Raw genomic sequence first — 25388 nt, 5'->3', positions numbered from 1 at the left:
GGGCACTCGAAACTGCTGACAGCCCCATGCCGAGTGAATGTGCCACCGGTCACATCCGACAGGGTAGCGGGCTCGGGGCCGCGGCGGGACGTTATCGATCGTTCCGGCTGGGCATCATCCCACCTGACTCATGAAGCGACGAGGAGGGCCCTTCGATGGGGGAGAAGGTCGTGGCAGGCCAGTTCGACCTGTCCGATCGCCAGCGCTACCGCGACAAGCTCCGAAGGTGTCTGACGGGGCTGGAGCGGCTCCTGGCGGAGCAGCGGTTCGACCGCCCCAAGAACCTGATGGGGCTGGAGATCGAACTGAATCTGGTCGGCAGCGACGGCATGCCGAGAATGTTGAACGGAGAGGTCCTCGAACGTATCGCAAGCCGAGATTTCCAAACAGAACTCGCCATGTTCAATCTGGAAGTCAACATAGCCCCACACCGGTTGGGAGGGCGGGTATTCGACCGGCTCGCGGAGGAAATCCGTACCTCGCTGGCATATGCCGACCGTAAAGCGGGCGAGCTCGACGCGGGAATCGTGATGATCGGCATTCTGCCGACCCTGGACCGGGACGACCTGGTCTCCTCCAACCTTTCCGACGTCGACCGCTACACCCTGCTCAACGACCAGATCGTGGCCGCGCGCGGCGAGGACTTCGTCCTCGACATCGAGGGGGTGGAGCGCCTCACCTGCACCTCGAAGTCCATCGCCCCGGAGGCCGCCTGCACCTCCGTGCAACTGCACCTCCAGGTCACCCCTGGCCGTTTCGCCGACGTGTGGAACGCCGCGCAGGCGGTGGCCGGCGTGCAGATAGCCGTCGGCGCCAACTCGCCCTTCCTGTTCGGCCGTGAGCTGTGGTGCGAGTCCCGGCCGCCGCTCTTCCAGCAGTCCACGGACACCCGCCCGCCGGAGCTCCAGGCCCAGGGAGTGCGGCCGCGCACCTGGTTCGGCGAGCGGTGGATCTCCTCGGCGCACGACCTCTTCGAGGAGAACCTGCGCTACTTCCCGGCCCTGCTGCCGATCTGCGACGACGAGGACCCGCTGGAGGTCCTCGACGAGGGCGCGGTGCCCTCGCTCGCCGAACTCGTCCTGCACAACGGCACGGTGTACCGCTGGAACCGGCCCGTCTACGGCATCGCGGACGGGGTCCCGCACCTGCGCGTCGAGAACCGCGTGCTGCCCGCCGGCCCGACCGTCACGGACGTCATCGCCAACGCGGCCTTCTACTACGGCCTCGTCCGCGCCCTCGCCGAGGAGCCGCGGCCGGTGTGGACCCGGCTGCCCTTCGAGGCGGCCGCGGCCAACTTCGACGCGGCCTGCCGCCACGGCATCGACGCGCGCATGACCTGGCCCCGGCGCGGTCGCTACGGCGGCACGGTCGAGGTCGACGCGGTGAGCCTCGTACGCGACGAACTGCTGCCGCTGGCCGAGACGGGGCTCGCGGCGTGGGGCATCGAGCCCGCCGACCGGGACCTGTATCTCGGGGTGATCGAGGAACGGTGCCGGCGCCGGACCAACGGGGCGTCCTGGCAGACGGCGACCTTCCACCGGGCACTGGAGGCGGGGCTGTCACGGGACGCGGCCCTGGCGGCCACGACACGGCGGTACGGCGAGCTGATGCACCTGGGAGAGCCGGTGCACACCTGGCCGGTGGGGCTGCCCGAGCCCGCCCCGCTGGGGTGACGCGCCGAGTCAGCCGCCGCTGCCGCCCTGTGCTCCCGCCGCCACGATGGCCTTCAGGATGACCGTGTGGATCTGGGCGGGGTCGTTGACCTGCTGGCCGGAGCCTCCGGTGGCCTTGGCGAGCTGCTCGGCCTCCGCACGGTCGGCGTCCGGGCCCACCGCGATCACGATGAGGGGGACCGGGCGCTCGGGGCTGGAGAGCCTCTCCAGCTCCGAGGTCAGCGCCCCGCGCGAGATGCTGCCGGGATCCTGATTGACGCCGTCGGTCAGCACCACCAGCGCGTTGAACTTGCCCTCGGCGTAGGAGGACGTCGCCGCCTTGTACGCGGCGAGCGTGGTGTCGTACAACCCCGTCGCGCCGCCCGCGACCGGCTCCAGGTCGCCGAACGCCGCCGACAGCCGCTCCCGTTGGGTGCCGCCCGTGCCCGTGCTGTCGCCCAGCCGGTCCGTCGGCACGAGGATCTTGTAGTCCTTGTCGCCGTCGAGCTTCGTGGAGAACTTCCACAGACCGATCTCGTCCTCCTGGGTGAAGGTGGCGAGCGCCTGGAGGAGGGACGCCTTGGTGACGTCCATCCGGGAGCGGTCGGTGCCCGGCACGGTTTCCGACATCGAGGAGGAGGCGTCGACGACCGTGGTGATCCGGGCGCTCTGCACGGTGATCGTCCAGGTGCCGAGGGCCTCCTGGAGCGCTGTCGCGGAGGCGGGCTCATCGGCCGCCGCCGCGTACGGCTGCGGCACCTTGCCGCCGGCCTTCGCGACCAGCGAGGCCGACACCTGGTCGTCGGAGGTCCTGAACCCCCGGTCCGTCAGCAGCTGCTCCTGCTCGGGCTTGCGCAGATACGTCATGAAGCGGATCGCCGCCCGGCTCTCGTCCGTGCTCAGCTTGGTCTCGTCGACGAGCGCGTACGGGTAGTCCAGCCGCGGTGAACCGTCCTTCGGGTAGAAGAAGTCCAGACCGTCCCCGGACTCCGCCGAGGAGTTGTGCGCGAAGGCCGCCTGCTCGGACAGGACCAGTGCCTGGTTGCGCTTCGGATTGCCCTGCTCGGTGCCGGAGGAGTCCCGCGGCAGCGTCTCCACGAGCTGGCCGTCGCTGTCGGAGATGCGCTGCGAGAGCGTCTTCATCATCGCCGCGGCCTGCGTCGCCCCGCCCTCCACCCGGCCCGCCGCGCTGCTGAGCCGGGTCAGGGCGAGCAGCCCGGACGCGCTGCGCGCGGGGTCGGCGGCGCCCAGCTTGACGGAGTCGCCCCCGAGGGTGGCGCCCGCCAGCTCGAGCCAGCCGTACGTCTTCTTCGGCCAGCCCAGCGACTGCGCGGCGGCCGGCACCATGGCCATCCCGACCGGGCTGGAGGCCACGTTGCCCACCCGGGCCACCTTCGTCGCGCCGCCGTCCGCGGAGATCTGCTCCAGCCACACGTCCGAGTCCGGCACCCACACCTGCGCACCCGGGTCCTTGCCGGCCGCGAGCGTGTCCCTGACCTTGTACGACTCGCGCGCCGTCACCGTGATGTCGACGCACCGCCCGTCGGAGGTGAGGTTCTCGTCGTGGGCCCGCTCGGCCGCGCTGCGCAGTGCGGGGGCCACGTCGGGGGAGGCGGCGACCTCGAGCCGTACCGCCTCGTCCTGGCAGGAGGAGCCGAAGGAGAGCAGACCGCCCTGGACGGCGGCGGCCGTACCGCCGGCGACGGTCAGGACGAGCACCGTCGCGATGGCGACGGTGCGGCGGCGGGCTCGTGGGCGGGGGTCGCTGCCGCCCGCCCCATACTGATCGGGCAAGCTGTGACGTCCCATGACGGTGGTGCCCCTCCCTGTCGACTCCCCGCGCCCGGACAGCTGTATCCGGCAGGAAAAGGTGGGAGGTACGCCCCGTACGGCGTCCGTCCCCCCGACGGCCTGTCGCGCACGAAATTCGTAAGTGCTCACGATCTTCGTAAGTACTTTCGAAGGACCCTAGCGGGGTGGGGAGGGGGATGAGGCTGGATTACTCAACTGGAGGCAGGTGTGCAGGCGGAGGAAGGGGCAGTGGCCGATTCTTTTCCGCAGAAGGCGCTCTCGCGGAGATTCTTCCGTGACGAGACGCTGCTCGTTCTGGGGCTTTCGCTCGGTGCGAGCGGTGTGTCCGCGCTGATCAGTTTTGTCGGATCGGTCACCAAACCTGGGGGTCTCAAGGATCAGGCGGCGACTCTCAATGCCTCGGCCGCGCCCGGCCGTCCCTGGCTGGATCTCGCCTGGCAGCTCTTCGGGATCGCGTCGGCCCTGGTCCCGGTCCTGCTGGTCGCGCACCTCCTGCTGCGCGAGGGGCAGAGCCTGCGGACCCTCGGCTTCGACCGCACCCGGCCCGGCCCCGACCTGGCCCGCGGAGCCGGGATCGCCGCTGTGATCGGCAGCACCGGAATCGCCTTCTACCTGGCCGCGCGCGGCCTCGGCTTCAACCTCACCGTGGTGCCCGAGGCGCTGCCCGACGTGTGGTGGAAGTACCCCGTGCTGATCCTCTCGGCCCTGCAGAACGCGATCCTCGAAGAGGTCATCGTCGTCGGCTACCTGCTGCGCCGGCTGCACCAGTTGGGCTGGACCCCGGGCACCGCCCTGGTGGCCAGTTCCGTACTGCGCGGCAGCTACCACCTGTACCAGGGGATCGGTGGCTTCATCGGCAACATGGTGATGGGCGTGGTGTTCGTCTACCTGTACCGGCGGTGGGGCCGGGTGGGTCCCCTGGTGGTGGCGCATTCCCTGCTCGACATCGGTGCCTTCGTGGGGTACGCGCTGCTCGCCGGGAAAGTGGGCTGGCTGCCCACGGCCTGATTCAGGCGAGCAGCTCGCCCTCGATGACCGTGACCGCCCGGCCCGTCAGAAGCGTGCGCTCGCCGAGCAACCGCGTACGCACCCGGCCGGAGCGGGGCGAGGCCTGGAGGCCGGTGAGTTCGGCACGGCCGAGCCGCTCCGACCAGTAGGGCGCCAGTGCCGTGTGGGCGCTGCCGGTGACCGGGTCCTCGTCGATCCCGACGTTCGGGAAGAAGCAGCGGGAGACGAAGTCGTGGCCCAGGTCCGGGTTCTCGGCGCGCGCCGTGGCGATGACGCCGCGCGTGGAGTACGCGGCCAGGGCCTTGAGGTCGGGGCGCAGGGCGTGGACGGTCTTCTCGTGGGCCAGTTCGAGCAGCAGGTCGCCGATGTTCGGGCCGGTGTCGAAGGCCGTGAGCGGCTCGGCGCCCAGCGCCTCGGCGACGCCCTCGGGCAGCGCGACCGGCGTCAGCGGGGCGGTGGGGAAGTCCAGGGTGATCGAGCCGTCCTCGCCGGGCATGGCGACGAGGACCCCGCTGCGGGTGGCGAACCGCACCGGACCCTCGTGGGCACCGGTGGTGCGCAGGACGTGGGCCGTGGCGAGCGTCGCGTGGCCGCACATGTTCACCTCGGTGGTGGGCGTGAACCACCGCAGCGCCCAGTCGGCCTCACCGCCTTCGGGGAGCCGGTGGGCGAAGGCCGTCTCTGCGTGGTTCACCTCCAGCGCGATGTTCTGGAGCCGGTCGTCGTCCGGGAAGGCGTCGTCCAGGAGCAGAACCCCGGCCGGGTTGCCGGCGAAGGGACGGTCGGTGAAGGCGTCGACGATTCGGATGCGCATGGGCCGACGGTACGGCGTGCTCCTGCGGCCGGGACAAGGCCAATCCGGGGTCGCTGGACCGATTTTCCGTGGCGTGGGTCGAGTGCCCGGGCGCAACCCGGCCCGCGTCGCGTTGGAAGGTTGCGCAGGCTCTGGGCCGGCGTCGGAGCCGCAGTCGTGCTTCGCCCATTGCGCTCGCGCCGACGAGCATCCATTATCAGGAATCCTGTTACTTTAACCTTGTAACGATGGGTGCCCAGTCATGCCGTTCAGCTCCGGAATCAAGGCCAGGGCGATTCAGCTCCTGCTCGGCCGCGTGATGTCCCGTGTGCACGAGGACCTGCGCTTCACCGACATTCCCGCGCGCACCGAGACCCTCCGGGTGGACACCGGCGCCGGGCCGGTGACGTGCACCGTCTACCGTCCGTCGGCCACCACCGACACGCCCGCCCCCGTGTACGTCAACTTCCACGGCGGCGGTTTCGTGGTCGCCCGCTCCCAGCAGGACGACCACATCTGCCGCTGCATCGCCGCCACGGCCGGCTGCGTCGTCATCAACGTCGACTACGCGGTCGCGCCGCAACGGCCGTACCCCGCAGCCGTCACCCAGGCCTACGACGTCACCCGGTGGGTCGCAGAGAACGGCGCCGCCGGTGGCTGGGACGGTTCACGGCTCGCCGTGGGCGGACACAGCGCCGGGGCCAACCTGACCGCCGCGGTGTGCCGCCTGGCCAGGGAGCGCGGAACCTTCCGGCCCCGGCTCCAGATCCTCGACTCGGCGCCGCTGGACCAGGTCGCGGACCCGGCCACCAAGCCGTCCCCCGTCGCCAAGCCGCTGCTCACCCCGCAGCTCATGCGGATCTTCACCGCCGCGTACGTCCCCGACCCCGCCGACCGCGCCCACCCTCTCGTCTCGCCCGCCCTCGCCGACGACCTCGCGGGCCTTCCGCCCGCCCTGGTCATCACCGCGGAGAACGACCGGCTGCGTGAGGAGGGGGACGCCTACGCCAAGGCTCTGGAGGCGGCCGGTGTCCCGGTCACCCACCGCGTCTTCGAGGGCGTCGACCACTACTTCACCCACACGGGGCCGGTGCCGGCGGGAAAGGAGGCCATCGACCTGATGGCCACCGCGCTGCGTGACGCCCTGAGGTGACGTTCCTGCCCCCGTCGAGGTCGGTCGTCCGGGGCGGTGTCACTCCATCGACGCCAGGATGCGGTCGAGTGTCCGGCGCCCCATCGCGCTCATCGTCGGATTGCTCTCGACGTAGTACCAGACGACACCCATCGCCTGTTCGAACGCCCAGGCCTTGCCGCGCTCCCACTCCAGATCGTCGCAGCCGAGGGTCCGCCGGAGCACTTCCCGCGGGCCCGGCTGCAACAGGTGCCAGGCGCCGACCAGATCCAGTGCGGGGTCGGCCGGGCCGAAGCCGCCGGTGTCGAGAACGCCGCCGAGCCGGCCTCCCGCGACCAGGACATTGCCGGGAATCAGGTCGCCATGGCTCATCACGTCGGCGCCCGTGCGGGGCAACTCCCGGAAGTGGCTCCACAGCCGGCGCAGCCGGGGCACGTCGAGCAGTCCCGTGCTCTCCGCGAAGCACTTCGCCATCCACTCGTCGTGGTCGGTGAGGACGCCGCCGCGTTGGTCGCCGCTGAAGAGCCGCCCCCGTGTCTCGGCGTCGCGCAGGGCTGAGATGAAGACCGCGAGGTCCTCGGCGAAGGCCTCCGACCCGCTCGGGTCGGCGTCGGAGGCGATGGTCCCCGGCAGCCATGTCTGGACCGACCACGGCATGGGGTAACCGGCTCCGGGCTTTCCCAGGGCGACGGGTTCCGGGGCGGGGAACAGAGACACCTGTGCCAGCTCCGCGCTCGCCCGGGCCTCCTGCTCCAGCACGGCGAGCGCCTCGGCGGCATCCGTCGGACGCAGTGGGAAGCGCGCCGAGAGGTCGTCCCCGATGCGGAAGATGGCGTTGACCGTCCCGGTCGACCGCAGGGGACGGACCGCCCTGCCGCTCCACTGAGGGAACTGGTCCCGGATCAGGGTCGCGACGATGTCGGCGGTCACGTCCACCTGGTCGTCGTGCATGGTCATCCGCGCAGGCCCTTCTCCACCGGTCCCCCGCGAAACGCCGGAAGCGGACCGGATCCACTGTGACGAGAGCCAGTATTCGGATGCCGGGGCCCGGATCAAATGAGATTTTCTTCCCTTGGCGCCTTGCCGCCATCGCGGCGGAGTCCATCGTTCACGCCCGCCGGCGCCCGTCCGAGACCAACCCGTAAGTCGGATGCACTCATCCCCACACCGGAGGTTCCATGCCCAAGGGCTACTGGGTCAGCGTCTACCGCACCATTTCGGACCCCGAGAAACTGGCTGCATACAACGAACTGGCTGCTCTGGCCGTCCAGGCCGGCGGCGGTCGGACCTTCGTCCGTGGCGGTCGGGTCGTGGCGCATGACGCCGGAATCGCCGAGCGCACCGTCCTGGTCGAGTTCGACAGCTTCGAGCAGGCCGTCGCGACGCACGAGAGCGCGGCCTACCAGGAGGCGCTGGTCGCCCTCTCCGACGGCGTCGAGCGCGACTTCCGCATCGTCGAAGGCATCGACTGACCGACCAGACGGACGGTGGTGCCCGGGCCCACCCCCGTGTGGGCCCGGGTCGGAGGTTCGCGGAGGACGGGCTGACGGAAGGCGGCGGGGGCCTCGCAGCTCGCCGCCTCGCACGCGGCGCGCGTACCGGCGAACCCGGCAGGGTCCCGCGGCCTGCTCCGGCGACTTACGACAGGGCCTTGTCAGGCGATCGGTTCCGATATATCGTTGAGGCATCGCGACAGATCAACGATGAATGGAGTGATTGCGATGCGTTCCCACGGATTCGAGCGTGGACATGGTGGAGCCGGTCGTCGGGGCCGTGGTGGTCCCGAGAGCCTGCGAGGTGCCTTCGGGCCCTTCGGTCCGGGCGGTCCCGGTGGTCCCGGCTTCGGGGGGCCGGGCTTCGGCCCCGGGCCCTGGGGGCCGAGGGGGCGGGGCGGACCCAGGGGGAGGGCGCGGCGCGGCGACGTGCGTGCCTCGATCCTGGCCCTGCTCAAGGACCGGCCCATGCACGGTTACGAGATGATCCAGGAGATCGCCGAGCGCAGCGGCGGGGCGTGGAAGCCCAGCCCCGGCTCGGTGTACCCCACCCTCCAGTTGCTGGAGGACGAGGGGCTGATCGCCAGCGAGAGCGAGGGCGGCAAGAAGCTGTTCTCGCTCACCGAGGCCGGCCGCACCGCGGCCGACGAGGGCCCCGACGCGCCCTGGGAGGAAGCCTCCCGCGGCATCGACTTCGAGGCGCTCGGTGAGATCCGGCAGGCCGGCTTCGGTCTGATGGAGGCGTTCGGGCAGGTCTGGAAGACCGGCAGCAAGGAGCAGCGCGACAAGGCGGTCGCCGTCATCAACGAGGCCCGCAAGAAGCTGTACCTCATCCTCGCCGACGAGGACTGATCACAGGTCCACGGCAGGACAGGCGCCCCGGGAAGGGATTCCCGGGGCGCCTTCGTGCGTGCCGGGGGTCAGGTCACCAGGCCGGTCAGCTTGCGCAGAGACTCGTTCAGTGCCGCGGTCCCCGAGTCCTTCAGCTTGCCCGCCATCAGGGAGACGGCGGCGCCGGTGAACTCGCCGTCGATGCGGACCGTGGTGGCGTCGCCCTCGGGGGTCAGGGTGTAGCGCGTGGCCACGCTCACCGCCATCGGGCCCTTCCCTCGGATGGCGAACAGCCGGGCCGGCTCCACCTGGTCGATGGTCCACTCGACCTCGGCGGGGAAGCCCATCAGCTTCATGTTCTCCTGGAAGGTCCCGCCCGGTTCGAGAACCGTCGGGCCGCCCTTGGGGAAGCTCGTGTGGGTGGCGTTCCACTCCCCGTACGACGGCCAGTCGGTGAGCTGGGCCCAGACCTTCTCCGCGGGCGCCGGGATGCGTGCCTCCGCGCTGATTTCCGCCATGCGGCCACCTCTTCGTGTCGGGCTGTGGTGTCGCGGAAAGTAGCCGCAGGGGGCGCAACATTCAATACTGATGAACCGTCAGAAAACGTGGAGGGTCTCAGGCCCCGGACTCGCAGGCTCCCGGACTCACAGGCCCCCAGCCTCGCAGGCCCTCAGCCCACCCGCCGTATCACCGCCGCGTCGAACAGGTCCCACGCGCGCGGGAACGCACTCTCGTCGTGGCAGTGCCACGCCTCCCAGAACAGGTCGGCGAGCAGTGCGTCCTCCGGGGCGTACACCCGGTACACGTACTGCTTGCCGTCCACCGCCGGCAGCGCCACCAGCCAGCTCCTGCTCTCCACGCCTGTGTGGGACGAACGGCGTCGCGGGGTGGTTGCGCGAGGGGCGCATGGCAAGGCGGCGCGCGCCCACCGGCCCGGAAAGGCGTGATGTCATCCGCAAGGAGGAGATTCCGGCCCCGGGGTCCGCTCTCCGTGGGACGCGAAGATGCTTCCCTTCGAGGATGTGCCGATTCGGTGGGGACTGATGGGGTGGGGGATGTGCACCCCCGTATCCCCCGGCAGTCGGCCCGCGAACCGAGCGGTCCGCCGCCGGTCAGTCCGGACGACGATGTCAGGCTCAGCGCGGAACTGACAGCGGTGGTGTCCGGCGCCCGCAGGCGCGCGCTGAGGGACGGGGACCGGCAGATCGACACGGCGCATCTGCTGCACTCGCTCCTCGACGCCGACGCCGAGGCGTACGCCGTCCTCGAGGCGGAACCCCAGCTGCCGCGGCTCCTCGGCTATCTCGTGCAGCGCAGCATCGGCTACGGACTGCGCTGGCAGGGCACCGTCGAGGACTCCGGCGCCGTCCCCGTGGTCACGGCGGCCGAGGGATTCTCACCGCTCGCCGCGGGCGCGATGGACCACGCCTGGGCCCGGGCCGAACGGCGTGCCGACGGACCCGCCCGCGGGACCGACCTGCTCGCGGCCATTCTGGTGGACCCCGGGTCCCGGGCCGTCGAGGTGCTGACCCGCGCCGGGATCGACGCCCGGGCGGTGCTCGCCCGGGTCGACGAGCCGAGCGAACCCGAAGGCCTGTGGGGCGGCCCCCCGCGGTCCAGCCGCTGAGACAGGAGTCAACGGGGGTGACGCTCATGTCGTCCCCTGTCATCATGGGCCGGTGCATACGTCTGAGAGCAGCAGGGCGGCCGGAGACGGCAAGGGAGTCGGTTCCGGTGACGGCAAGGGCGTCGGTCTCGGTCTCGCGCTGGTGTCCGCGCTCGCCTTCGGCGGATCCGGGGTCGCGGCCAAGCCGTTGATCGAGGCGGGCCTCGATCCGCTCCACGTGGTGTGGCTGCGGGTCGCGGGCGCCGCCCTGGTGATGCTGCCGCTCGCCGTCCGCCATCGCGCGCTGCTGCGCAGCCGTCCCGCCCTGCTCGCCGGTTTCGGGCTGCTGGGTGTGGCGGGCGTGCAGGCCTTCTACTTCGCGTCGATCTCCCGGATCCCCGTCGGTGTCGCCCTGCTCGTCGAGTACCTCGCCCCGGCCCTGGTGCTCGGCTGGGTGCGGTTCGTGCAGCGGCGGCCGGTCACCCGCGCCGCCGCGCTCGGGGTGGTCCTCGCGGTCGGCGGGCTCGCCTGTGTCGTCGAGGTCTGGTCGGGCCTGAGCTTCGACGCCCTCGGACTGCTCCTCGCGCTCGGCGCGGCCTGCTGCCAGGTCGGCTACTTCGTCCTGTCCGACCAGGGCAGCGACTCCGGCGAGGTGCCGGACCCGCTCGGCGTGATCGCGTACGGCCTGCTCGTCGGCACCGCCGTCCTGACCGTCGTGGCCCGCCCGTGGACCATGGACTTCTCCGTCCTCGGCGAGCGCGCCGACATGAACGGCACCCCGGTCGCGGCCGGACTGCTGCTCGGCTGGATCGTCCTCGTCGCCACCGTCCTCGCCTACGTCACCGGCGTGGTCTCGGTGCGCAGGCTCTCGCCCGCGATAGCCGGGGTGGTGGCCTGCCTGGAAGCGGTCGTCGCGACCGTCCTCGCCTGGGTGCTGCTCGGCGAGCACCTCTCGGCGCCGCAGATCGTGGGCGGCGCGGTGGTCCTGCTGGGCGCCTTCATCGCGCAGTCCTCGACCCCGGCCAAGGGGTCCGCGGAGCCGGTCGCGGCCGGCGGCGCCGAAAGTCGGTTGTCCGCCCGGGAAAACGCCGCCTAGGCTCCCGGATCATGCACACGCAGACACGCATCGTCTCTCCGCCCGCCGCCTGAGGCGGGCCCTCCGGACACCGCGCCCGGCCATGCCGCCGGGCCGAACGGTGCTGCCCGCAGACGAAGTCCGCGGACCCCGCCGCCGGGCGGGCGTCCTCTTCCGAACTTCCGCGCTTTCGCGCGACTGCGGAGAGAACACGTGTCGCATGCTTCCTCAGGCCTGCCCGTCGGGCGAGGCCTCGTCTATCTGATCGTCGCCGGTGTCACCTGGGGCACCGCGGGGGCGGTCGCCTCCGTGGCCTACCGGACCAGTGACCTGGGCCCGGTGTCCCTGTCCTTCTGGCGCTGCGCGGCCGGGCTGGCGGTGCTGCTCGCCGTCCGTCCCCTCCGGCCACGCGCGCGTACGGCCGTCTCGGAACCGCTCAGCCGCAGGGCCCTGAGGGTCGGCGCCTCGGGTGTCGCGCTCGCGGTGTTCCAGACGGCCTACTTCGCGGCCGTACGGTCCACCGGGCTCGCCGTGGCCACCGTCGTCACCCTGGGCGCGGGACCCGTCCTCATCGCGCTCGGGGCACGTATCGCCCTGGGAGAACGGCTCGGACGGGGCGGAGCCGTCGCCGTCGCCGGGGCGCTCGCCGGACTCGCCGTGCTGATGCTGGGGGGTGCGGAGGCGTCGGTACATCCCCTGGGCGTGCTGCTCGGGCTGCTCTCGGCGGCGGGCTGCTGTGTGATGACCCTGATCACGCGAGCCGCCAGGGCGGAGTCCTCCGGAACGTCCGTGGCGGTGTTCGCGGTCACCAGCCTGTGTCTGCTGCCCCTCGCACTGGCCGAGGGACTGCTCCCGCACACGGCCCGACCCGCCCTGCTCCTGGCCCTGTTGGCCTACCTGGCGACCGTCCCGACGGCCCTCGCCTACGCCCTCTACTTCGCGGCCGCCGCGGTCGTCCGCTCCACCACCGTCTCCGTGATCATGCTGCTCGAACCGGTGAGCGCGGCAGGGCTGGCCGTCGTGCTGTTCGGCGAGCGCCTCACCCCGGCCGTCCTCATCGGCACCCTGCTGATGCTGGGCGCGGTCGCGGGGCTCGCGGTGACGGAGACGCGAGTGCCCGCCTGACGGGCGGAGGGGCCCTTCACCGTGAAGGGCCCCTCCGCTCAGGCGCCTTGCCGCCGCAGCAGGTGCTCGCGTGCCGCCGCGTCCCCCGGGCCGCCCCGGTCCGCCAGCCTGTCCGCGATCCGGTCCCGCACCTCGGAGGTGCGCTTGCCGGCGTACTTGAACTTCGCCCGTACGGCGGTCACTTCGAGCCGCAGCCCGCGAATCCCCGACAGCATCCGTCCGTACGGCGCCTCGCCCACCGCCACCGCCGCGGAGCCGCCCTCGGGCTGGAAGTGGCCGAGCTGGTGGTTCAGGAGTACGGCCTTCTCGGCCGGGTCGTCCACCAGATGGGCCCGGCACCGCAGTTGGACCGCCGCGTAGAAACTCGTGGGCGTGCCGTGCTCGGCGGGGCCCTCCGGGTCGGCCTGCCACGGGCCCGGGATGTACGCGTAGTCGTCGACGACGCTCAGCAAGCAGTCCGGACTCGCCTCCAGCGCACCCCACAGCGGGTTCGGCCGCGCGAGGTGGGTGAGGGCCTCGCCCCGCGCCGGGTCGTAGGCGAAGTGCAGCGGCTGGACGAACGGCGGCTCGCCCGCAGGGCCGTTGACGGCCAGCTGCCCGAAATCGTGGACGGCGAGCCACTGTTGCCACTCGGCGTCGTCGCGGACCGCGTCCCAGGGGTGGATCAGCATCACAGCACCGCCAGGTAGTCCGGGAGCTCGGTGCCGGGCGCCAGATCGCCGTCGGCGACCGGGGTGCCGTAGCCCTTGTGCAGCGGGACCACACCGGCCCAGTGGGGGAGGGCGAGGTCCTCGGGCTCGTCGTTGACGCCGCCGGTGCGGAGCTTCGCGGAGACCTCGCCGAGGTCGAGGCGGATGACGGCGGTGGCGGCGAGTTCCTTCTTGTTGGCAGGGCGGGAGTCGACGGCGCGCCCGGGGACCACATGGTCGACCAGGGCGTCGAGGGCGAGACGCTTCTCCTCGGGGTCCGTGACGTCGTACGCGAGCCCGTGCACCACCACCGACCGGTAGTTGATCGAGTGGTGGAAGGCCGAGCGGGCCAGGATCAGCGCGTCGACATGCGTGACCGTCAGGCACACCGGCAGCCCGGGGTCCGCCTGGCCGGTCATCCGCAGCGGGCGCGAACCGGTCGAGCCGTGGACGTAGAGCCGCTCGCCCACCCGGCCGTACAGCGTGGGCAGTACCACCGGGGCGCCGTCGCGGACGAAGCCGAGGTGGCAGACGTAGCCCTCGTCGAGTATCGAGTGCACCAGGTCCCTGTCGTACGAGGCCCGGTCGGCGGAGCGCGTCGGGACGGTGCGGTCGGTCGGTGCGTAGGCGGTCGGCTCCGGCGTGGTCGCGGTGGTCCCCTGCATTGCGGTCTCCATTGCACTAGTGCATAATCTTCTTTGTGCTAGGAGAATATCGGATCGAAGGCCGGCGCGCATCGGAGATTGCGGCGAGCGTCGAGCGCGCGGTGGGTTCCGGAGAGCTGGAGCCCGGACAACTGCTGCCTCCCATGCGGGAGTTGGCGGCCGAGCTGAGCGTGAATCCCAATACGGTCGCGGCCGCGTACCGCACCCTGCGGGAACGCGGGGTCATCGAGACCGCCGGGCGCAGAGGCAGCAGGGTGCGGTCGAAGCCGGCGACCACGGGACGCGAGTACATCCGGGTGGAGGTCCCGGAGGGTGTGCGGGACGTGGCGAACGGCAACCCGGACCCGGCGCTGCTGCCCCCGCTGGCACCGGCCTTCGCGGCCGCCGCGGAACAGGGCGACCGGGAACCGGTCCTGTACGGAGGGGAGACCGTGGACCCGGAGCTGGCCCGCCTGGCGCGCGGAGCGCTGGACGCGGACGGCGTCCCGGCCGGCCCCCTGGCCGTCGCCTCCGGTTCCCTCGACGTGATCGAGCGCGTCCTGGCCGCCCACCTCAAGCCCGGCGACACGGTCGCCGTGGAGGACCCCGGCTGGGGCAGCCTCCTGGACCTGGTCCCGGCGCTGGGCCTGCGGGTCGTCCCGGTGGGCGTCGACGACGAGGGACCCCTGGTCGAGGACGTGCGCCGCGCCCTGGAGTCGGGCGCCAGAGCCCTGATCGTCACCGACCGGGCCCAGAACCCGACCGGCGCCTCGGTGACCGCCACGCGTGCGCGTGCCCTGCGCGCGGTCCTCGGGGACCACCCGGAGGTCCTGCTCGTCGAGGACGACCACGGCCACGGAATCGTCGACCTGCCCCTGCACCCCCTGGCCGGGGTCACCCGCCACTGGGCCTTCGTCCGCTCGGTGGCCAAGGCCTACGGCCCCGATCTGCGCCTGGCCGTCCTCACCGGCGACGAGGTCACCGTCGACCGCGTCCACGGCCGCCACCGCCTTGGTCCCGGCTGGGTCAGCCGCATCATCCAGCGGGCGGTGGTGGAGCTGTGGGCGGACGGCGTGCTGGACATCAGGAAGGTGGCGGACGCCTACCGCGAGCGCCGCGACCGGCTGATCGGCGCCCTGGCGGAGCGCGGAGTCGAGGCCCACGGGTGCAGCGGCCTCAACGTGTGGATCCCGGTCCCGGACGAGACGGGCGCGGTCTCCCGCCTCCTGCACGCGGGCTGGGCGGTGGCTCCGGGAGCCCGCTTCAGGATGAGCGCTCCGCAGGGGATCCGGGTGACGGTGGCGACCTTGACGGCACAGGAGGCGACGGCCCTGGCGGACGCGATCGCGGGGGCCCTGGGTCCGGCACCCACCAGGAATCACGTCTGAGGGCCACGTGATTCTCGTAGCGCGAGCGACCTATCGGGTGTGACATCTCGTAGCATTGCTTATGTGTTGAACCTGGAGCGCCTGCGCACCCTCGACGCCCTCGCCCGGCACGGCTCGGTCAGTGGTGCGGCGGAGGGCCTGCACATCACGACCTCGGCCGTCTCGCAGCAGCTGTCCAAGCTGGAGCGCGAGGTCGGCCAGCAGCTTCTCGCCAAGAACGGCCGGGGGGTGCGGCTCACCGACGCCGGGCGGCTCCTCGCCGATCACGCGGCCCGCATCCTGTCCCAGGTGGAACTCGCCCAGTCCGATCTCGAGGCCCAACGCGGCCAGGTGGTGGGGGAGTTGCGGCTCGCAGCCTTCCCGACGGCGGCGCGCGGGCTGTTCCCGGCCGCGATCGCCGGGCTGCGGTCGGCGCATCCGGGCCTGCGGATCGGCTCGCGCGAGATGGAGCCGGAACCCGCGGTCCTCGCCGTGCTCCGCGGCGACCGCGACCTCGCGGTCGTCCTGGACTGGTACAACAAGCCGCTGCCCATGCCCGACGGACTGGTGAAGGCCTCGATCGTGGACGACACGGCCGACGTGGCGATGCCCACGAACCACCGCCTCGCACACCGAGACGAGGTCGAACTGGAGGACTTCGCCGACGACGACTGGGTCACCTGGGGCGAGAACGAGTTCTGCCACGAGTGGCTGATGCACACCCTGCGCTCCAAGGGCATCGAACCGCGCGTCGCGCACCGCGCGGAGGAGCACGCGACCCAACTCGCCCTGGTCGGCGCGGGACTGGGCGTGTGCGTGGCACCCCGGCTCGGACGCGGACCGGTACCGGAGGGTGTGCGGACCGTGCCCCTGCGGCAGTCGGTCAGCCGGCACATCTACGCCGTGTGGCGTGCGGACGCGGACCGCCGCCCGTCGATCCGGGCAGCGGTCGAGGCGCTGAAGTCGGCGGCGAACAAAGCCGTCTGAGTCAGGCCGAGCCCAGCTTGCGGAAGTCCCAGGAGACGATCTTCTCCGGGGTCAGCCGTATCCACGCGTGCCGTCCGTCGTGCGGCATCTCCTCCAGGCGGAAGTTCTTGCGGGCGAACAGCGTCTCGGGGACGTCGAGTTCGGCGCGGAGCTCTCCGGTGCGCGGGGCCTCGCCCACGAAGTCCACGGTCCCGGACAGCTCCACGCCGCGCAGTTCGTCGTACTCCTCACCCGTGTCGACCACGATGGCGACCCGCGGATCGCGCCGCAGATCCGTCCAGCGCTTGCTGCGCACGACGGAGTACAGCCACATCGACGTGCCGTCCCAGGCGAACCACAGCGTGCTCACGTGCGGCGCGCCGTCCCCGGACACGGTGGCGACCCGGCAGGTGCGCTGGCTGGTGAGGAACTCGTCCAGCTCTCCCGGCGTCATCATGATCTTCCGGCCCCGGCGCTGAGTGACGGTCATGCATCCCCCTCTTTCTCTCACGTCGTGTCAGAGGAGAGATCCTCTGACATCACGTCAGAAAAGGATGGGTCGTCTTCCGTCCGCACGCAATGGTGGCTACTGTCACCGGCTCCGGACCACCTGCGACGAGGGGGAACCGTGCCGTCGTACGAACAACTCAGCGAGCTGCTGGCTCCCGAGCACACGGTCCTGCTCACCGTCGAGTGCCAGCAGGGCGTCGTCGGACCGGACAGCGCCCTGCCCGAACTCGCCCGTGAGGCAAGGGCCTCGGGCGCTCTCTCCAACGTCGCCCGACTGGTCGCCGCTGCCCACGAGAGCGGGGTCCAGGTGATCCACGCGATCGCCGAACGCCGTCCGGACGGGCGCGGCGCCAACCGCAACGCCCGTCTCTTCCGCGCCGCCGAGCGCCTGCCCGTCCAACAGCTGACCGGGACCACCGCGGTGCGGGTGGCGGCCCCGATCGAGGTGAGCGAGGAGGACTTCGTCGTACGGCGGCTGCACGGCCTGTCACCGATCCAGGGCACCGAGGTCGACGCGCTGCTGCGCAACCTCGGCTGCCGCACCCTGGTCGTGACCGGGGTCTCCGCCAACGTGGCTGTCCCCAACGCCGTGTTCGACGCCGTCAACCGTGGCTACACCGCCCTGGTGGTGACCGACGCCGTCGCCGGGGTGCCCTCCGACTACACCCCGGCGATGATCCGTCACACGCTCGCCCTCGTCGCCACCCTCGCGACCACGGACGAGGTGCTGGGCTGCCTCAAACGGTCGCGCGGTGCCTGACATCTCATGCGAGCGTGATCGAGTCGCCGCTGACGGTGATCTTCTCCTCGGGCAGCGGCTGGGTCGCCGGACCCTTCTTCACGCTGCCGTCGGCCACCGAGAACTCGCTCTTGTGGCACGGACAGGTGATGACCCCGTCGGTGATCCCCGTCACCGCGCAGCCCTGGTGGGTGCACTTCGACGAGAACGCCTTGAACTCGCCCGCCGTGGGCTGGGTGACCACCACGCCCGAGTCCTTGAAGATCTTGCCGCCGCCCTCGGGGATGTCCGAGGTCTTGGCGAGGACACTGCCGCCGGCGGCAGTGTCCGACGACGACGATGACGAGGAGTCGTCCTCCGACCCGCACGCGTTCAAGGTGAGGGCGAGTCCTGCCGCGCCGACCGCCGCGACGACGACCCGACGACTGGGGGCCGATGCGGGATGAATCGATTCGCTGGCCATGCTGACGTCCCCTTCCACGGAATCTCCGAACTGCCCTGAGGTACGGGCCCGGAGTGCGGGTTGTTCAGACACCCCCCAGTAACCTGGGGCGATGCTCAAGGAAGCCATCGCGACCCGCTACATCACGCCCCTGCGTGAGGGTGGCTCGCTGCCGGGGCTCGTCGAGGCCGACGACCGCGGGACGTACGTCATCAAGTTCACCGGCGCGGGACAGGGCCGCAAGACGCTGGTCGCCGAGGTGGTGGCCGGGGAGCTCGCCCGCCGGCTCGGCTTCCGGGTGCCCCGGCTGCTGACCCTCGACCTCGACCCCGACCTCGGGCTCGGTGAGCCCGACGAGCGGGTGCAGGAGCTGCTGAGGTCCAGCGGCGGCACCAATCTCGGCATGGACTTCCTCTCCGGAGCGCTCGGCTTCGACCCGCTCGCCTTCCCGGTGGACCCGGCGGAGGCCGGCCGGATCGTCTGGTTCGACGCGCTGGTCAACAACGTCGACCGCTCCTGGCGCAACCCCAACCTGCTGTGGTGGAAGCGCGAGGTGTGGCTCATCGACCACGGCGCGACCATGATCTGGCAGCACAACTGGCCCGGCGCCGAGAAGTCGGCCGCCCGTCCCTACGACGCCTCGGACCACGTCCTCGCGCCCTTCGCTCCGGAGGTCGCCGCGGCCGCCGCCGACCTCGCCCCCCGGGTCACCGAGGACCTGCTCGCGGAGGTCACCGCCGAGATCCCGGACGCCTGGCTGGCGGACGAGCCCGGCTTCGACACCCCGGACGAGCTCAGAAGGGCGTACGCCCGGCCCCTGCTGCTGCGGGCCGCCGCGGTCCACGAACGCATCACCGGCATCGAGGGGGACAAGTGAGCGAGCGCCACATCCACATGGCCGGAAGCGTGGTCGAGCGCCATGTCATCAGGGGAGGCCGCAGCAGCGAGCGTGACGTCTTCGAGTACGTCCTGCTGCGGGTCGTCCCCCGGATCGAGCGCGGCGAGTGCATCAACGCCGGAGTGCTCGTGTACTGCCGTGCCAAGGCCTACGTCGGCGTGCGCACCCACCTCGACGAGGACCGGCTGCGGGCGCTCGACCCGGACGCGGACGCGGCCGGTGTCCGGGCCGCTCTGCGGGCCGTCGAGGCGGTCTGCGAGGGCCGGGAGGCCGCCGGACCGGCCGCGCGGGACGACGCCGGACGCCGCTTCCGGTGGCTCGTCGCCCCCCGCTCCACGGTCGTCCAGCCGGGCCCCGTGCACACCGGACTCACCCTGGATCCGGCGGCCGAGCCGGAGCGCCTGCTCGACCTGCTGGTGAGGTAATGGATCACACCGGTCCCGTGGGACGTTGACACCGCGTGCCAGGGCTTCTAGCGTCACGTCTGCCGAAGGTACTAAGCGGTCGCTCACCGACCCGGTCGGGCCGAACGTTCTCAAGGGCGAGGAGAATCAGCAATGTCCACCACTGAGCAGCGGGTAGCCGTCGTCACCGGTGCCGCGCGCGGCATCGGCGCCGCCACCGCCGTACGACTGGCGGCCGAAGGGCGCGCGGTCGCCGTGATCGACCTCGACGAGGCCGCCTGCAAGGACACCGTGGAGAAGATCACCGCGGCCGGCGGCAAGGCGATCGCCGTAGGCGCCGACGTCTCCGACGAAGCCCAGGTCGAGGCGGCCGTCGCACGGGTCGTCGCCGAGCTCGGCGCCCCGACGATCCTCGTCAACAACGCGGGCGTGCTCCGCGACAACCTGCTGTTCAAGATGAGCGTCTCGGACTGGGACACCGTCCTCAACGTCCACCTGCGCGGCTCCTTCCTGATGACGAAGGCCGTCCAGAAGCACATGGTCGACGCCGGCTTCGGCCGCGTGGTCAACCTGTCCTCCTCCTCGGCGCTCGGCAACCGCGGCCAGGCCAACTACTCCGCCGCCAAGGCCGGTCTTCAGGGGTTCACCAAGACCCTCGCCATCGAGCTGGGCAAGTTCGGCATCACCGCCAACGCGGTCGCCCCCGGCTTCATCGCCACCGACATGACCGCCGCGACCGCCCAGCGCGTCGGCATGGGCTTCGAGGAGTTCAAGGCCGCGGCCGCCACCCAGATCCCGGTCGCGCGCGTGGGCGAGCCCGACGACATCGCCAACGCCATCGCCTTCTTCACCGGCGAGGCGGCCGGATTCGTCTCCGGCCAGGTGCTGTACGTCGCCGGCGGACCGCTCGACTAGGGAAACGGGACCATGACTTCGCAACTCCCCGAGCTTTCGGGCAAGGTCGCGCTCATCACGGGCGCCAGCCGCGGTATCGGCTACGGCGTCGCCGAGGCCCTCGTCGCGCGCGGTGACCGGGTGGTCATCACCGGCCGCACCGAGGACGCGCTCAAGGAGGCCGTCGAGCAGCTCGGCGCCGAACGCGCCCTCTACGTCGCCGGCAAGGCGCACGACGAGGAGCACCAGAGGGTCGCCGTCGAGCGCGCCATGGAGGCCTTCGGCCGCGTCGACTACCTGATCAACAACGCCGGTACCAACCCGGTGTTCGGGCCGATCGCCGACCTCGACCTGAACGTGGCGCGCAAGGTCTTCGAGACCAATGTGATCTCCGCGCTCGGCTTCGCCCAGAAGACCTGGCACGCCTGGCAGAAGGACAACGGCGGCGCGATCGTCAACATCGCCTCCGTCGCGGGCCTCGCGCCCTCGCCCTTCATCGCCGCCTACGGCGTCAGCAAGGCCGCGCTGATCAACCTCACCCAGCAGCTCGCGCACGAGTTCGCGCCCGGGGTGCGGGTCAACGCGATCGCCCCGGCCGTCGTGAAGACCAAGTTCGCGTCGGCCCTGTACGAGGGCCGCGAGGCGGAAGCGGCGGCGTCCTACCCGCTGGCCCGGCTCGGGGTGCCCTCCGACATCGGCGGCGCCGCGGCCTTCCTCACCTCGTCGCAGTCCGACTGGGTCACCGGCCAGACGCTCGTCGTCGACGGCGGCATCTTCCTCAACGCCGGCGTGGGCTGACCCCCGCCGTCTCGGCACGGGCGTCCGTTGACAGTGACGGCGCCCGTGTCGATGCACAAAAGCCACACAAAGGTATTACAGGGTCATCACCGGCGCGATGGGTGAGCCGCCTGTGGACGAACCGGTTGAGTGTGCGTGGCGCTGCGGTATGTTTTGCCGACTCTCGGCACGGCATTTCGAGGAGCGAGCGCGTGTTCATGCGGAACCGATACCTGCCGCCTTTCGCGGCCCTCGTGTCCATATCCACGGTGGCCGGATGCGGTGTGTTCTCCTCCGACTCCTCGGACGACGGCAAGGCGATCGTCGTGGGAACCACCAGTGCCCCGGCCACGCTGGACCCGGCGGCCTCCTGGGACAACTCCTGGGAGCTGTTCCGCAACGTCTACCAGACGCTCCTGAACTACTCGCCCGGCGGCTCCGACCCCGAACCCGACGCCGCCGAGCACTGCGAGTTCACCGACTCGTCCAGCACCGTGTACAGCTGCACGCTGCGCGAGGGCCTGAAGTTCTCCGACGGGGACACGCTGGACGCCAAGGCCGTCAAGTACTCCTTCGACCGCATCAAGAAGATCAACGTCAACGGCGGCCCCGCGGGCCTGCTGGGAACCCTCTCCCGGGTGCAGGTGAAGGGCGACCGCGAGATCGTCTTCCACCTCAGCCAGCCCGACGCCACCTTCCCCCTGGTCCTCACCACGCCCGCCATGTCGATCGTGGACCCCGACGAGTACTCCGCGAACGCGATCCGCAAGGACGGGAAGATCACCGGCTCGGGGCCCTACCGCCTCGACGCCTACCAGGAGGGCCAGAAGGCCGAGCTCGTCCGCAACGACAACTACAAGGGCATAGCGGACCTCAAGAACAAGGCCGTCACCATCCGCTACTTCCCGCGGTCGGACGAGATGGTCAAGGCCCTCAAGGACAAGGAGATCTCGGTCGTCTACCGCGGTCTCGGCGCCTCCGACACCGTGGACATCGAGGTCAACCAGCAGAAGGAGGGGCTCCAGCTCGTAGAGAACCCCACCACCGAGATCAGCTACCTGGTGTTCAACCCCCGCGACCCGTGGTCCGCGAAGCCGGCCGTCCGCAAGGCCGTCGCCCAGATCGTCGACCGCCCGGCGCTCGTGCACTACGTCTACAAGGACACCGTCGAGCCGCTGTACTCGATGGTCCCGGCCGGACTCACCGGCCACACCACGGGCTTCTTCGACAACTTCGGGGACCCCAGCGTCGCCAAGGCCAAGAAGTTCCTCACGGAAGCGGGGATCACCGAGCGGGTCCCGCTGACCCTCTGGTACACCAGCGACCGCTACGGCTCGACGACCAAGCCCGCCTTCGAGGAGCTGAAGAAGCAGCTGGAGGCCTCCGGCCTGTTCACCATCACCCTCAAGAGCCGTCCGTGGAAGACCTACGTCGAGGGCTACCAGAAGGGTGAGTACCCGGTGTTCGGGCGCGGCTGGTTCCCCGACTTCCACGACGCCGACAACTTCATCGCCCCCTTCGTGGGCAAGCAGAACGCCCTCGGCACCCCGTACGACGCCCCCGAGATCACCGGCAAGCTGCTGCCGGAGTCCCGCGCGGAGAGCGACCGCGGGGCCGTGGGGCCGCAGATCGAGGAGGCCCAGCAGGTCTTCGTGGACGACGCCCGGCTGGTGCCGCTGTGGCAGGGCAAGCAGTACGTGGCCGCGAGCGAGGAGATCGCCGGCCTCGAGAAGGTCATCGACCCGGCGACCATGATGACGATGTGGGAGCTGTACTGGAAGACGAGCTGGTAGGTGCCCTCGCGGCGGCGATTGTCAGTGGGCGCCTGTAGGTTCTGAACCCTGCAAGTGACCGCACATCGTGAGGAATTGACGTGACCGACATCGCCATGCTGCCCGAGTCCTGGCGCGGGGTTCTGGGCGACGAGCTGCAGCAGCCGTACTTCAAGGAGCTGACGGAGTTCGTCGAGGACGAGCGGGCGAAAGGTCCCGTCTACCCGCCGCGCGAGGAGGTCTTCGCCGCCCTCGACGCGACACCGTACGACCGGGTGAAGGTCCTGATCCTCGGCCAGGACCCGTACCACGGCGAGGGCCAGGGACACGGCCTGTGCTTCTCGGTCCGCCCCGGCGTCAGGACCCCGCCCTCCCTCCGGAACATCTACAAGGAGATGAAGGAGGAGCTGGGCCTCGAGATCCCGGACAACGGCTACCTGATGCCCTGGGCCCAGCAGGGCGTCCTGCTGCTCAACGCGGTGCTCACGGTGCGCTCCGGCGAGGCCAACTCCCACAAGGGCAAGGGCTGGGAGAAGTTCACCGACGCGGTGATCCGCGCGGTGGCCGAGCGGCCCGACCCGGCGGTCTTCGTGCTGTGGGGCAACTACGCCCAGAAGAAGCTCCCCCTGATCGACGAGAGCCGCCATGTGGTGGTCAAGGGCGCGCACCCCTCCCCGCTGTCGGCGAAGAAGTTCTTCGGCTCCCGCCCGTTCACGCAGATCAACGAGGCGATCGCCCAGCAGGGCCACGAGCCCGTCGACTGGACGATCCCGAACCTCGGCTGACCCCTCCACCGGGCCGGCACCGCACCGACCGGCCCCGCCCGACCCTCCCCCGCGCACGGGCGTGGGGGAGCCGACAACCGGCCACGCCGCAGATGGGCGTACCGGACCACGCGCCGCCGACGTGAACCGTCGGACAGGCCCTAGCGTCGGAAGAGACAGCGACCCAGCCGACGAACGCCCGGAGGACGCGTGACGGAGCGACAGGAGCAGACGGCGCCGGATGCCGTGATGACGCGGATCGGGCAGGTCGTCATGCTGTGCCACGCGGGGGACCGCGAGGAGGCCCGGCACCGCTTCCTGGAGCTGTGGGCGGAGCTAGGCGAGGACGGCGACCCGCTGCACCGCTGCACCCTGGCCCACTACATGGCCGACGCCCAGGACGACCCCTGCGACGAACTCGCCTGGGACCTGAGGGCGTTGACGGCGGCCGAGGAGCTCACCGACGACCGGCTCACCCGGCGCGAGGGCGCGCTCGCGGTGCGCGCCCTGTATCCCTCGCTCCACCTGAACCTGGCCGCCGACTACGTGCGGCTGGCCCGCACGGACGCCGCCCGCACCCATCTGCGCCGGGCCCGCAGGGCGGCGGACGCCCTGGGGGAGGACAACTACAGCGACGGGGTGCGGGCGGCGATCAGCAGGCTGGAACTCCGGCTCGGCGAACACGGATCCGCCGGCGACGGAGGGTGGGGGCCGCCGCGGCAGCGGCCCTGAGACCCGGGCGCCTCAACGCCCGTAGGTCTGGTCGCAGATGGCCGACTCGGGGCTGCCCTCCTGCCAGCGTCCGTACTTCCTGCCCAGCGCGCAGACGTCCTTCGGCCCCCTGGGAACCGCCGTGGGGACCGACTTGGCCACGTCCGGGATCTCGACCCGGGGCTGCCCGTGGTGCGGGGCGTCCGGGCGCCGCGGCTCGGGACGGGCCGGGTGCGCCGGGTGCTGCGGGTGGACCGGTCGTGCGTCGGCCGGCTGTCCGTCCCGCGGCTGCGCCGGAGCCGCCGCGGTCCCCGGCGCCCTGTCACGGGACGCGGTCCCACCCGGCTTCGAGGACCGGGACGGGTCGATCATGGAAAGCGCCTCCTGGGCAGGGGCCTGCACGATCTGCGGTTGCGCCTGACCGTCCGGGCGGGCGTCCCCCGGCCCCGGCGGCTGCGAAGGTGCCGTCGTCGGCGGCGGCCCGGACACGGGTGGACGCTGGATCGTCACACAGCCGGTGAGGGCCGAGACAGCCACGGTGACCAGGAGCGTTGCGGTAGTCGTGGTTCGATGCACCCGCGCCACTCTGCTGGTTCGCAAGACCTCGGCGACAGCGGACGAGCGGAGGTTGCCCCGCACGGGTGATCTCCGCCCCCATACGGCGTGCTCGGGCCTGCCGGTGCTGACGTCAGTCGCCGGTGGTGCCGTCGAGACGCTCGCGGATCAGGTCGGCGTGCCCGTTGTGCCGGGCGTACTCCTCGATCATGTGGGTGTAGAGCCAGCGCAGGTTGAACCGCTCCCCGGTCCTGCGGTGCTTGCCCACGGTGAGGTCGTCCAGGCCGAAGCGGGCCGCGTTCTGCCGGCTCCGCTCGATCTCCGCCTGCCAGGTGCCGTACGCCTCCTGCCAGGTGTCGGCCTCGGTGAGACGGAACTCGCCGTCCGGGTCCTCCTCGCTGTAGTAGATCGGCCCGGCGTCCTCGTCGGCCAGGACCCGGCGGAACCAGCTGCGCTCCACCTCCGCCATGTGCCGCACCAGGCCCATCAGGGAGAGCGTGGAGGGTTCCACCGCGGCGGTCCTCAGCTGGGCGTCGGTCAGGTCCTCGCACTTCCAGGCGAGGGTCTGCCGGTGGTAGTCCAGCCAGCCCTCCAGCATGGAGCGTTCGTCGGCGGTGGTCGCGGGTTCGGCGCGCTGAGTCGTCATGTCGGCATCCTCCCCCGGCTCACCGCTCGCCACCAGCGAATTCCCGGTCGCCGGCCGGGGCCCGGGAAGGCCGCCGTATGCTT

General features: G+C 71.2%; 29 protein-coding genes. 18 read left to right on the top strand and 11 right to left on the bottom strand.

Annotation, left to right across the window (positions count from 1 at the left end):
- Positions 1–155: 155 nt before the first annotated feature.
- Entirely contained in the window at positions 156–1673 is a 1518-nt protein-coding gene (locus IOD14_RS29255; protein WP_123987808.1) for a glutamate-cysteine ligase family protein, read from the top strand.
- A 9-nt stretch (positions 1674–1682) separates the two neighbouring features.
- Here the strand turns inward: IOD14_RS29255 and IOD14_RS29250 are convergent, their stop codons facing one another.
- Entirely contained in the window at positions 1683–3461 is a 1779-nt protein-coding gene (locus IOD14_RS29250) for a substrate-binding and VWA domain-containing protein (RefSeq protein WP_212671978.1), read from the bottom strand.
- Between the two features lie 210 nt (positions 3462–3671).
- On the opposite strand from IOD14_RS29250, the gene IOD14_RS29245 reads away from it, so the two are divergent.
- Positions 3672–4472 (top strand): type II CAAX endopeptidase family protein, encoded by an 801-nt coding sequence (locus tag IOD14_RS29245; protein ID WP_123987806.1) that lies wholly within the window; start codon positions 3672–3674, stop codon positions 4470–4472.
- A gap of 1 nt (position 4473) precedes the next feature.
- Here IOD14_RS29245 and IOD14_RS29240 read toward each other — a convergent pair whose 3' ends face one another.
- Positions 4474–5286, bottom strand: a complete 813-nt coding sequence (locus tag IOD14_RS29240; protein WP_212671977.1) for a PhzF family phenazine biosynthesis protein — start codon at positions 5284–5286, stop codon at positions 4474–4476.
- A 241-nt stretch (positions 5287–5527) separates the two neighbouring features.
- Between IOD14_RS29240 and IOD14_RS29235 the strand changes: the two genes are divergently transcribed.
- Entirely contained in the window at positions 5528–6418 is an 891-nt protein-coding gene (locus tag IOD14_RS29235) for an alpha/beta hydrolase (RefSeq protein WP_123987804.1), read from the top strand.
- A gap of 39 nt (positions 6419–6457) precedes the next feature.
- Here IOD14_RS29235 and IOD14_RS29230 read toward each other — a convergent pair whose 3' ends face one another.
- Positions 6458–7354 (bottom strand): aminoglycoside phosphotransferase family protein, encoded by an 897-nt coding sequence (locus IOD14_RS29230; RefSeq protein ID WP_212671976.1) that lies wholly within the window; start codon positions 7352–7354, stop codon positions 6458–6460.
- Positions 7355–7575: 221 nt separating this feature from the next.
- Here IOD14_RS29230 and IOD14_RS29225 point away from each other — a divergent pair, with 221 nt between their 5' ends.
- Both IOD14_RS29225 and IOD14_RS29220 read left to right on the top strand, forming a co-directional pair.
- On the top strand, positions 7576–7869 hold the full coding sequence (locus tag IOD14_RS29225; protein WP_123987802.1) for a DUF1330 domain-containing protein: 294 nt from the start codon (positions 7576–7578) through the stop codon (positions 7867–7869).
- A 249-nt stretch (positions 7870–8118) separates the two neighbouring features.
- Positions 8119–8742 carry a PadR family transcriptional regulator gene (locus IOD14_RS29220; protein WP_123987801.1) on the top strand — a complete coding sequence of 208 codons (624 nt, stop codon included), beginning with the start codon at positions 8119–8121 and terminating at the stop codon, positions 8740–8742.
- Between the two features lie 68 nt (positions 8743–8810).
- Here IOD14_RS29220 and IOD14_RS29215 read toward each other — a convergent pair whose 3' ends face one another.
- Both IOD14_RS29215 and IOD14_RS29210 read right to left on the bottom strand, forming a co-directional pair.
- Positions 8811–9239 (bottom strand): SRPBCC family protein, encoded by a 429-nt coding sequence (locus IOD14_RS29215; protein ID WP_212671975.1) that lies wholly within the window; start codon positions 9237–9239, stop codon positions 8811–8813.
- A gap of 152 nt (positions 9240–9391) precedes the next feature.
- The gene (locus IOD14_RS29210) at positions 9392–9580 is read right to left on the bottom strand and encodes a hypothetical protein (protein WP_174269018.1); all 189 of its coding nucleotides are present in this window, start codon (positions 9578–9580) and stop codon (positions 9392–9394) included.
- Between the two features lie 198 nt (positions 9581–9778).
- On the opposite strand from IOD14_RS29210, the gene IOD14_RS29205 reads away from it, so the two are divergent.
- From IOD14_RS29205 to IOD14_RS29195, 3 genes are all read left to right on the top strand, one after another.
- Positions 9779–10348 (top strand): Clp protease N-terminal domain-containing protein, encoded by a 570-nt coding sequence (locus tag IOD14_RS29205; RefSeq protein ID WP_123987799.1) that lies wholly within the window; start codon positions 9779–9781, stop codon positions 10346–10348.
- Positions 10349–10400: 52 nt separating this feature from the next.
- A complete protein-coding gene (locus IOD14_RS29200; RefSeq protein WP_212671974.1) occupies positions 10401–11423 on the top strand; it encodes a DMT family transporter in 1023 nt (340 codons plus the stop codon).
- Between the two features lie 192 nt (positions 11424–11615).
- The gene (locus tag IOD14_RS29195; RefSeq protein WP_212671973.1) at positions 11616–12527 is read left to right on the top strand and encodes a DMT family transporter; all 912 of its coding nucleotides are present in this window, start codon (positions 11616–11618) and stop codon (positions 12525–12527) included.
- 38 nt (positions 12528–12565) lie between these two features.
- Here IOD14_RS29195 and IOD14_RS29190 read toward each other — a convergent pair whose 3' ends face one another.
- Both IOD14_RS29190 and IOD14_RS29185 read right to left on the bottom strand, forming a co-directional pair.
- On the bottom strand, positions 12566–13198 hold the full coding sequence (locus tag IOD14_RS29190) for an FMN-binding negative transcriptional regulator (RefSeq protein ID WP_212671972.1): 633 nt from the start codon (positions 13196–13198) through the stop codon (positions 12566–12568).
- The gene (locus IOD14_RS29185; protein WP_212671971.1) at positions 13198–13881 is read right to left on the bottom strand and encodes a pyridoxamine 5'-phosphate oxidase family protein; all 684 of its coding nucleotides are present in this window, start codon (positions 13879–13881) and stop codon (positions 13198–13200) included. Before IOD14_RS29185 ends, IOD14_RS29190 begins: the two co-directional genes overlap by 1 nt.
- Before the next feature lie 35 nt (positions 13882–13916).
- Here IOD14_RS29185 and IOD14_RS29180 point away from each other — a divergent pair, with 35 nt between their 5' ends.
- Complete coding sequence (locus tag IOD14_RS29180; protein ID WP_212671970.1) at positions 13917–15248, top strand: aminotransferase class I/II-fold pyridoxal phosphate-dependent enzyme; 1332 nt, start codon at positions 13917–13919, stop codon at positions 15246–15248.
- Positions 15249–15311: 63 nt separating this feature from the next.
- The gene (locus tag IOD14_RS29175; RefSeq protein ID WP_123987794.1) at positions 15312–16214 is read left to right on the top strand and encodes a LysR family transcriptional regulator; all 903 of its coding nucleotides are present in this window, start codon (positions 15312–15314) and stop codon (positions 16212–16214) included.
- A 1-nt stretch (position 16215) separates the two neighbouring features.
- On the opposite strand, the gene IOD14_RS29170 is transcribed toward IOD14_RS29175, so the two are convergent.
- Entirely contained in the window at positions 16216–16683 is a 468-nt protein-coding gene (locus IOD14_RS29170) for a pyridoxamine 5'-phosphate oxidase family protein (RefSeq protein ID WP_123987793.1), read from the bottom strand.
- 138 nt (positions 16684–16821) lie between these two features.
- On the opposite strand from IOD14_RS29170, the gene IOD14_RS29165 reads away from it, so the two are divergent.
- A complete protein-coding gene (locus IOD14_RS29165; RefSeq protein ID WP_212671969.1) occupies positions 16822–17463 on the top strand; it encodes a cysteine hydrolase in 642 nt (213 codons plus the stop codon).
- A 4-nt stretch (positions 17464–17467) separates the two neighbouring features.
- On the opposite strand, the gene IOD14_RS29160 is transcribed toward IOD14_RS29165, so the two are convergent.
- Positions 17468–17905 (bottom strand): Rieske (2Fe-2S) protein, encoded by a 438-nt coding sequence (locus IOD14_RS29160; RefSeq protein WP_123987791.1) that lies wholly within the window; start codon positions 17903–17905, stop codon positions 17468–17470.
- Positions 17906–17996: 91 nt separating this feature from the next.
- Between IOD14_RS29160 and IOD14_RS29155 the strand changes: the two genes are divergently transcribed.
- The 7 genes from IOD14_RS29155 to IOD14_RS29125 all read left to right on the top strand — a co-directional run bounded on the left by IOD14_RS29155 (position 17997) and on the right by IOD14_RS29125 (position 24125).
- Complete coding sequence (locus IOD14_RS29155; RefSeq protein ID WP_123987790.1) at positions 17997–18761, top strand: HipA family kinase; 765 nt, start codon at positions 17997–17999, stop codon at positions 18759–18761.
- Positions 18758–19207, top strand: coding sequence for a DUF3037 domain-containing protein (locus tag IOD14_RS29150; RefSeq protein WP_123987789.1), 450 nt, complete (start codon positions 18758–18760; stop codon positions 19205–19207). The genes IOD14_RS29155 and IOD14_RS29150 overlap by 4 nt, the downstream gene beginning before the upstream one ends.
- Before the next feature lie 132 nt (positions 19208–19339).
- Positions 19340–20101, top strand: coding sequence for a 3-oxoacyl-ACP reductase FabG (gene fabG / locus IOD14_RS29145; protein WP_123987788.1), 762 nt, complete (start codon positions 19340–19342; stop codon positions 20099–20101).
- Positions 20102–20113: 12 nt separating this feature from the next.
- Positions 20114–20878 carry an SDR family oxidoreductase gene (locus IOD14_RS29140; RefSeq protein ID WP_123987787.1) on the top strand — a complete coding sequence of 255 codons (765 nt, stop codon included), beginning with the start codon at positions 20114–20116 and terminating at the stop codon, positions 20876–20878.
- Between the two features lie 191 nt (positions 20879–21069).
- Positions 21070–22650, top strand: a complete 1581-nt coding sequence (locus IOD14_RS29135) for an ABC transporter substrate-binding protein (RefSeq protein ID WP_212671968.1) — start codon at positions 21070–21072, stop codon at positions 22648–22650.
- A gap of 80 nt (positions 22651–22730) precedes the next feature.
- A complete protein-coding gene (locus IOD14_RS29130; protein WP_212671967.1) occupies positions 22731–23414 on the top strand; it encodes a uracil-DNA glycosylase in 684 nt (227 codons plus the stop codon).
- Between the two features lie 189 nt (positions 23415–23603).
- Positions 23604–24125 (top strand): hypothetical protein, encoded by a 522-nt coding sequence (locus IOD14_RS29125; protein ID WP_123987784.1) that lies wholly within the window; start codon positions 23604–23606, stop codon positions 24123–24125.
- Positions 24126–24137: 12 nt separating this feature from the next.
- Here the strand turns inward: IOD14_RS29125 and IOD14_RS29120 are convergent, their stop codons facing one another.
- Positions 24138–24476, bottom strand: coding sequence for a hypothetical protein (locus IOD14_RS29120; RefSeq protein ID WP_348540861.1), 339 nt, complete (start codon positions 24474–24476; stop codon positions 24138–24140).
- Between the two features lie 316 nt (positions 24477–24792).
- Positions 24793–25305, bottom strand: coding sequence for a DinB family protein (locus IOD14_RS29115; RefSeq protein ID WP_212671965.1), 513 nt, complete (start codon positions 25303–25305; stop codon positions 24793–24795).
- Positions 25306–25388: the final 83 nt, after the last annotated feature.

Origin of the sequence: Streptomyces sp. A2-16 (genome assembly GCF_018128905.1) — a bacterium.
In the GTDB taxonomy this organism is placed as follows: domain Bacteria; phylum Actinomycetota; class Actinomycetes; order Streptomycetales; family Streptomycetaceae; genus Streptomyces.
The sequence above is the reverse complement of the archived record's forward strand: the minus strand, read 5'-3'. Positions and strand labels throughout refer to the sequence as shown.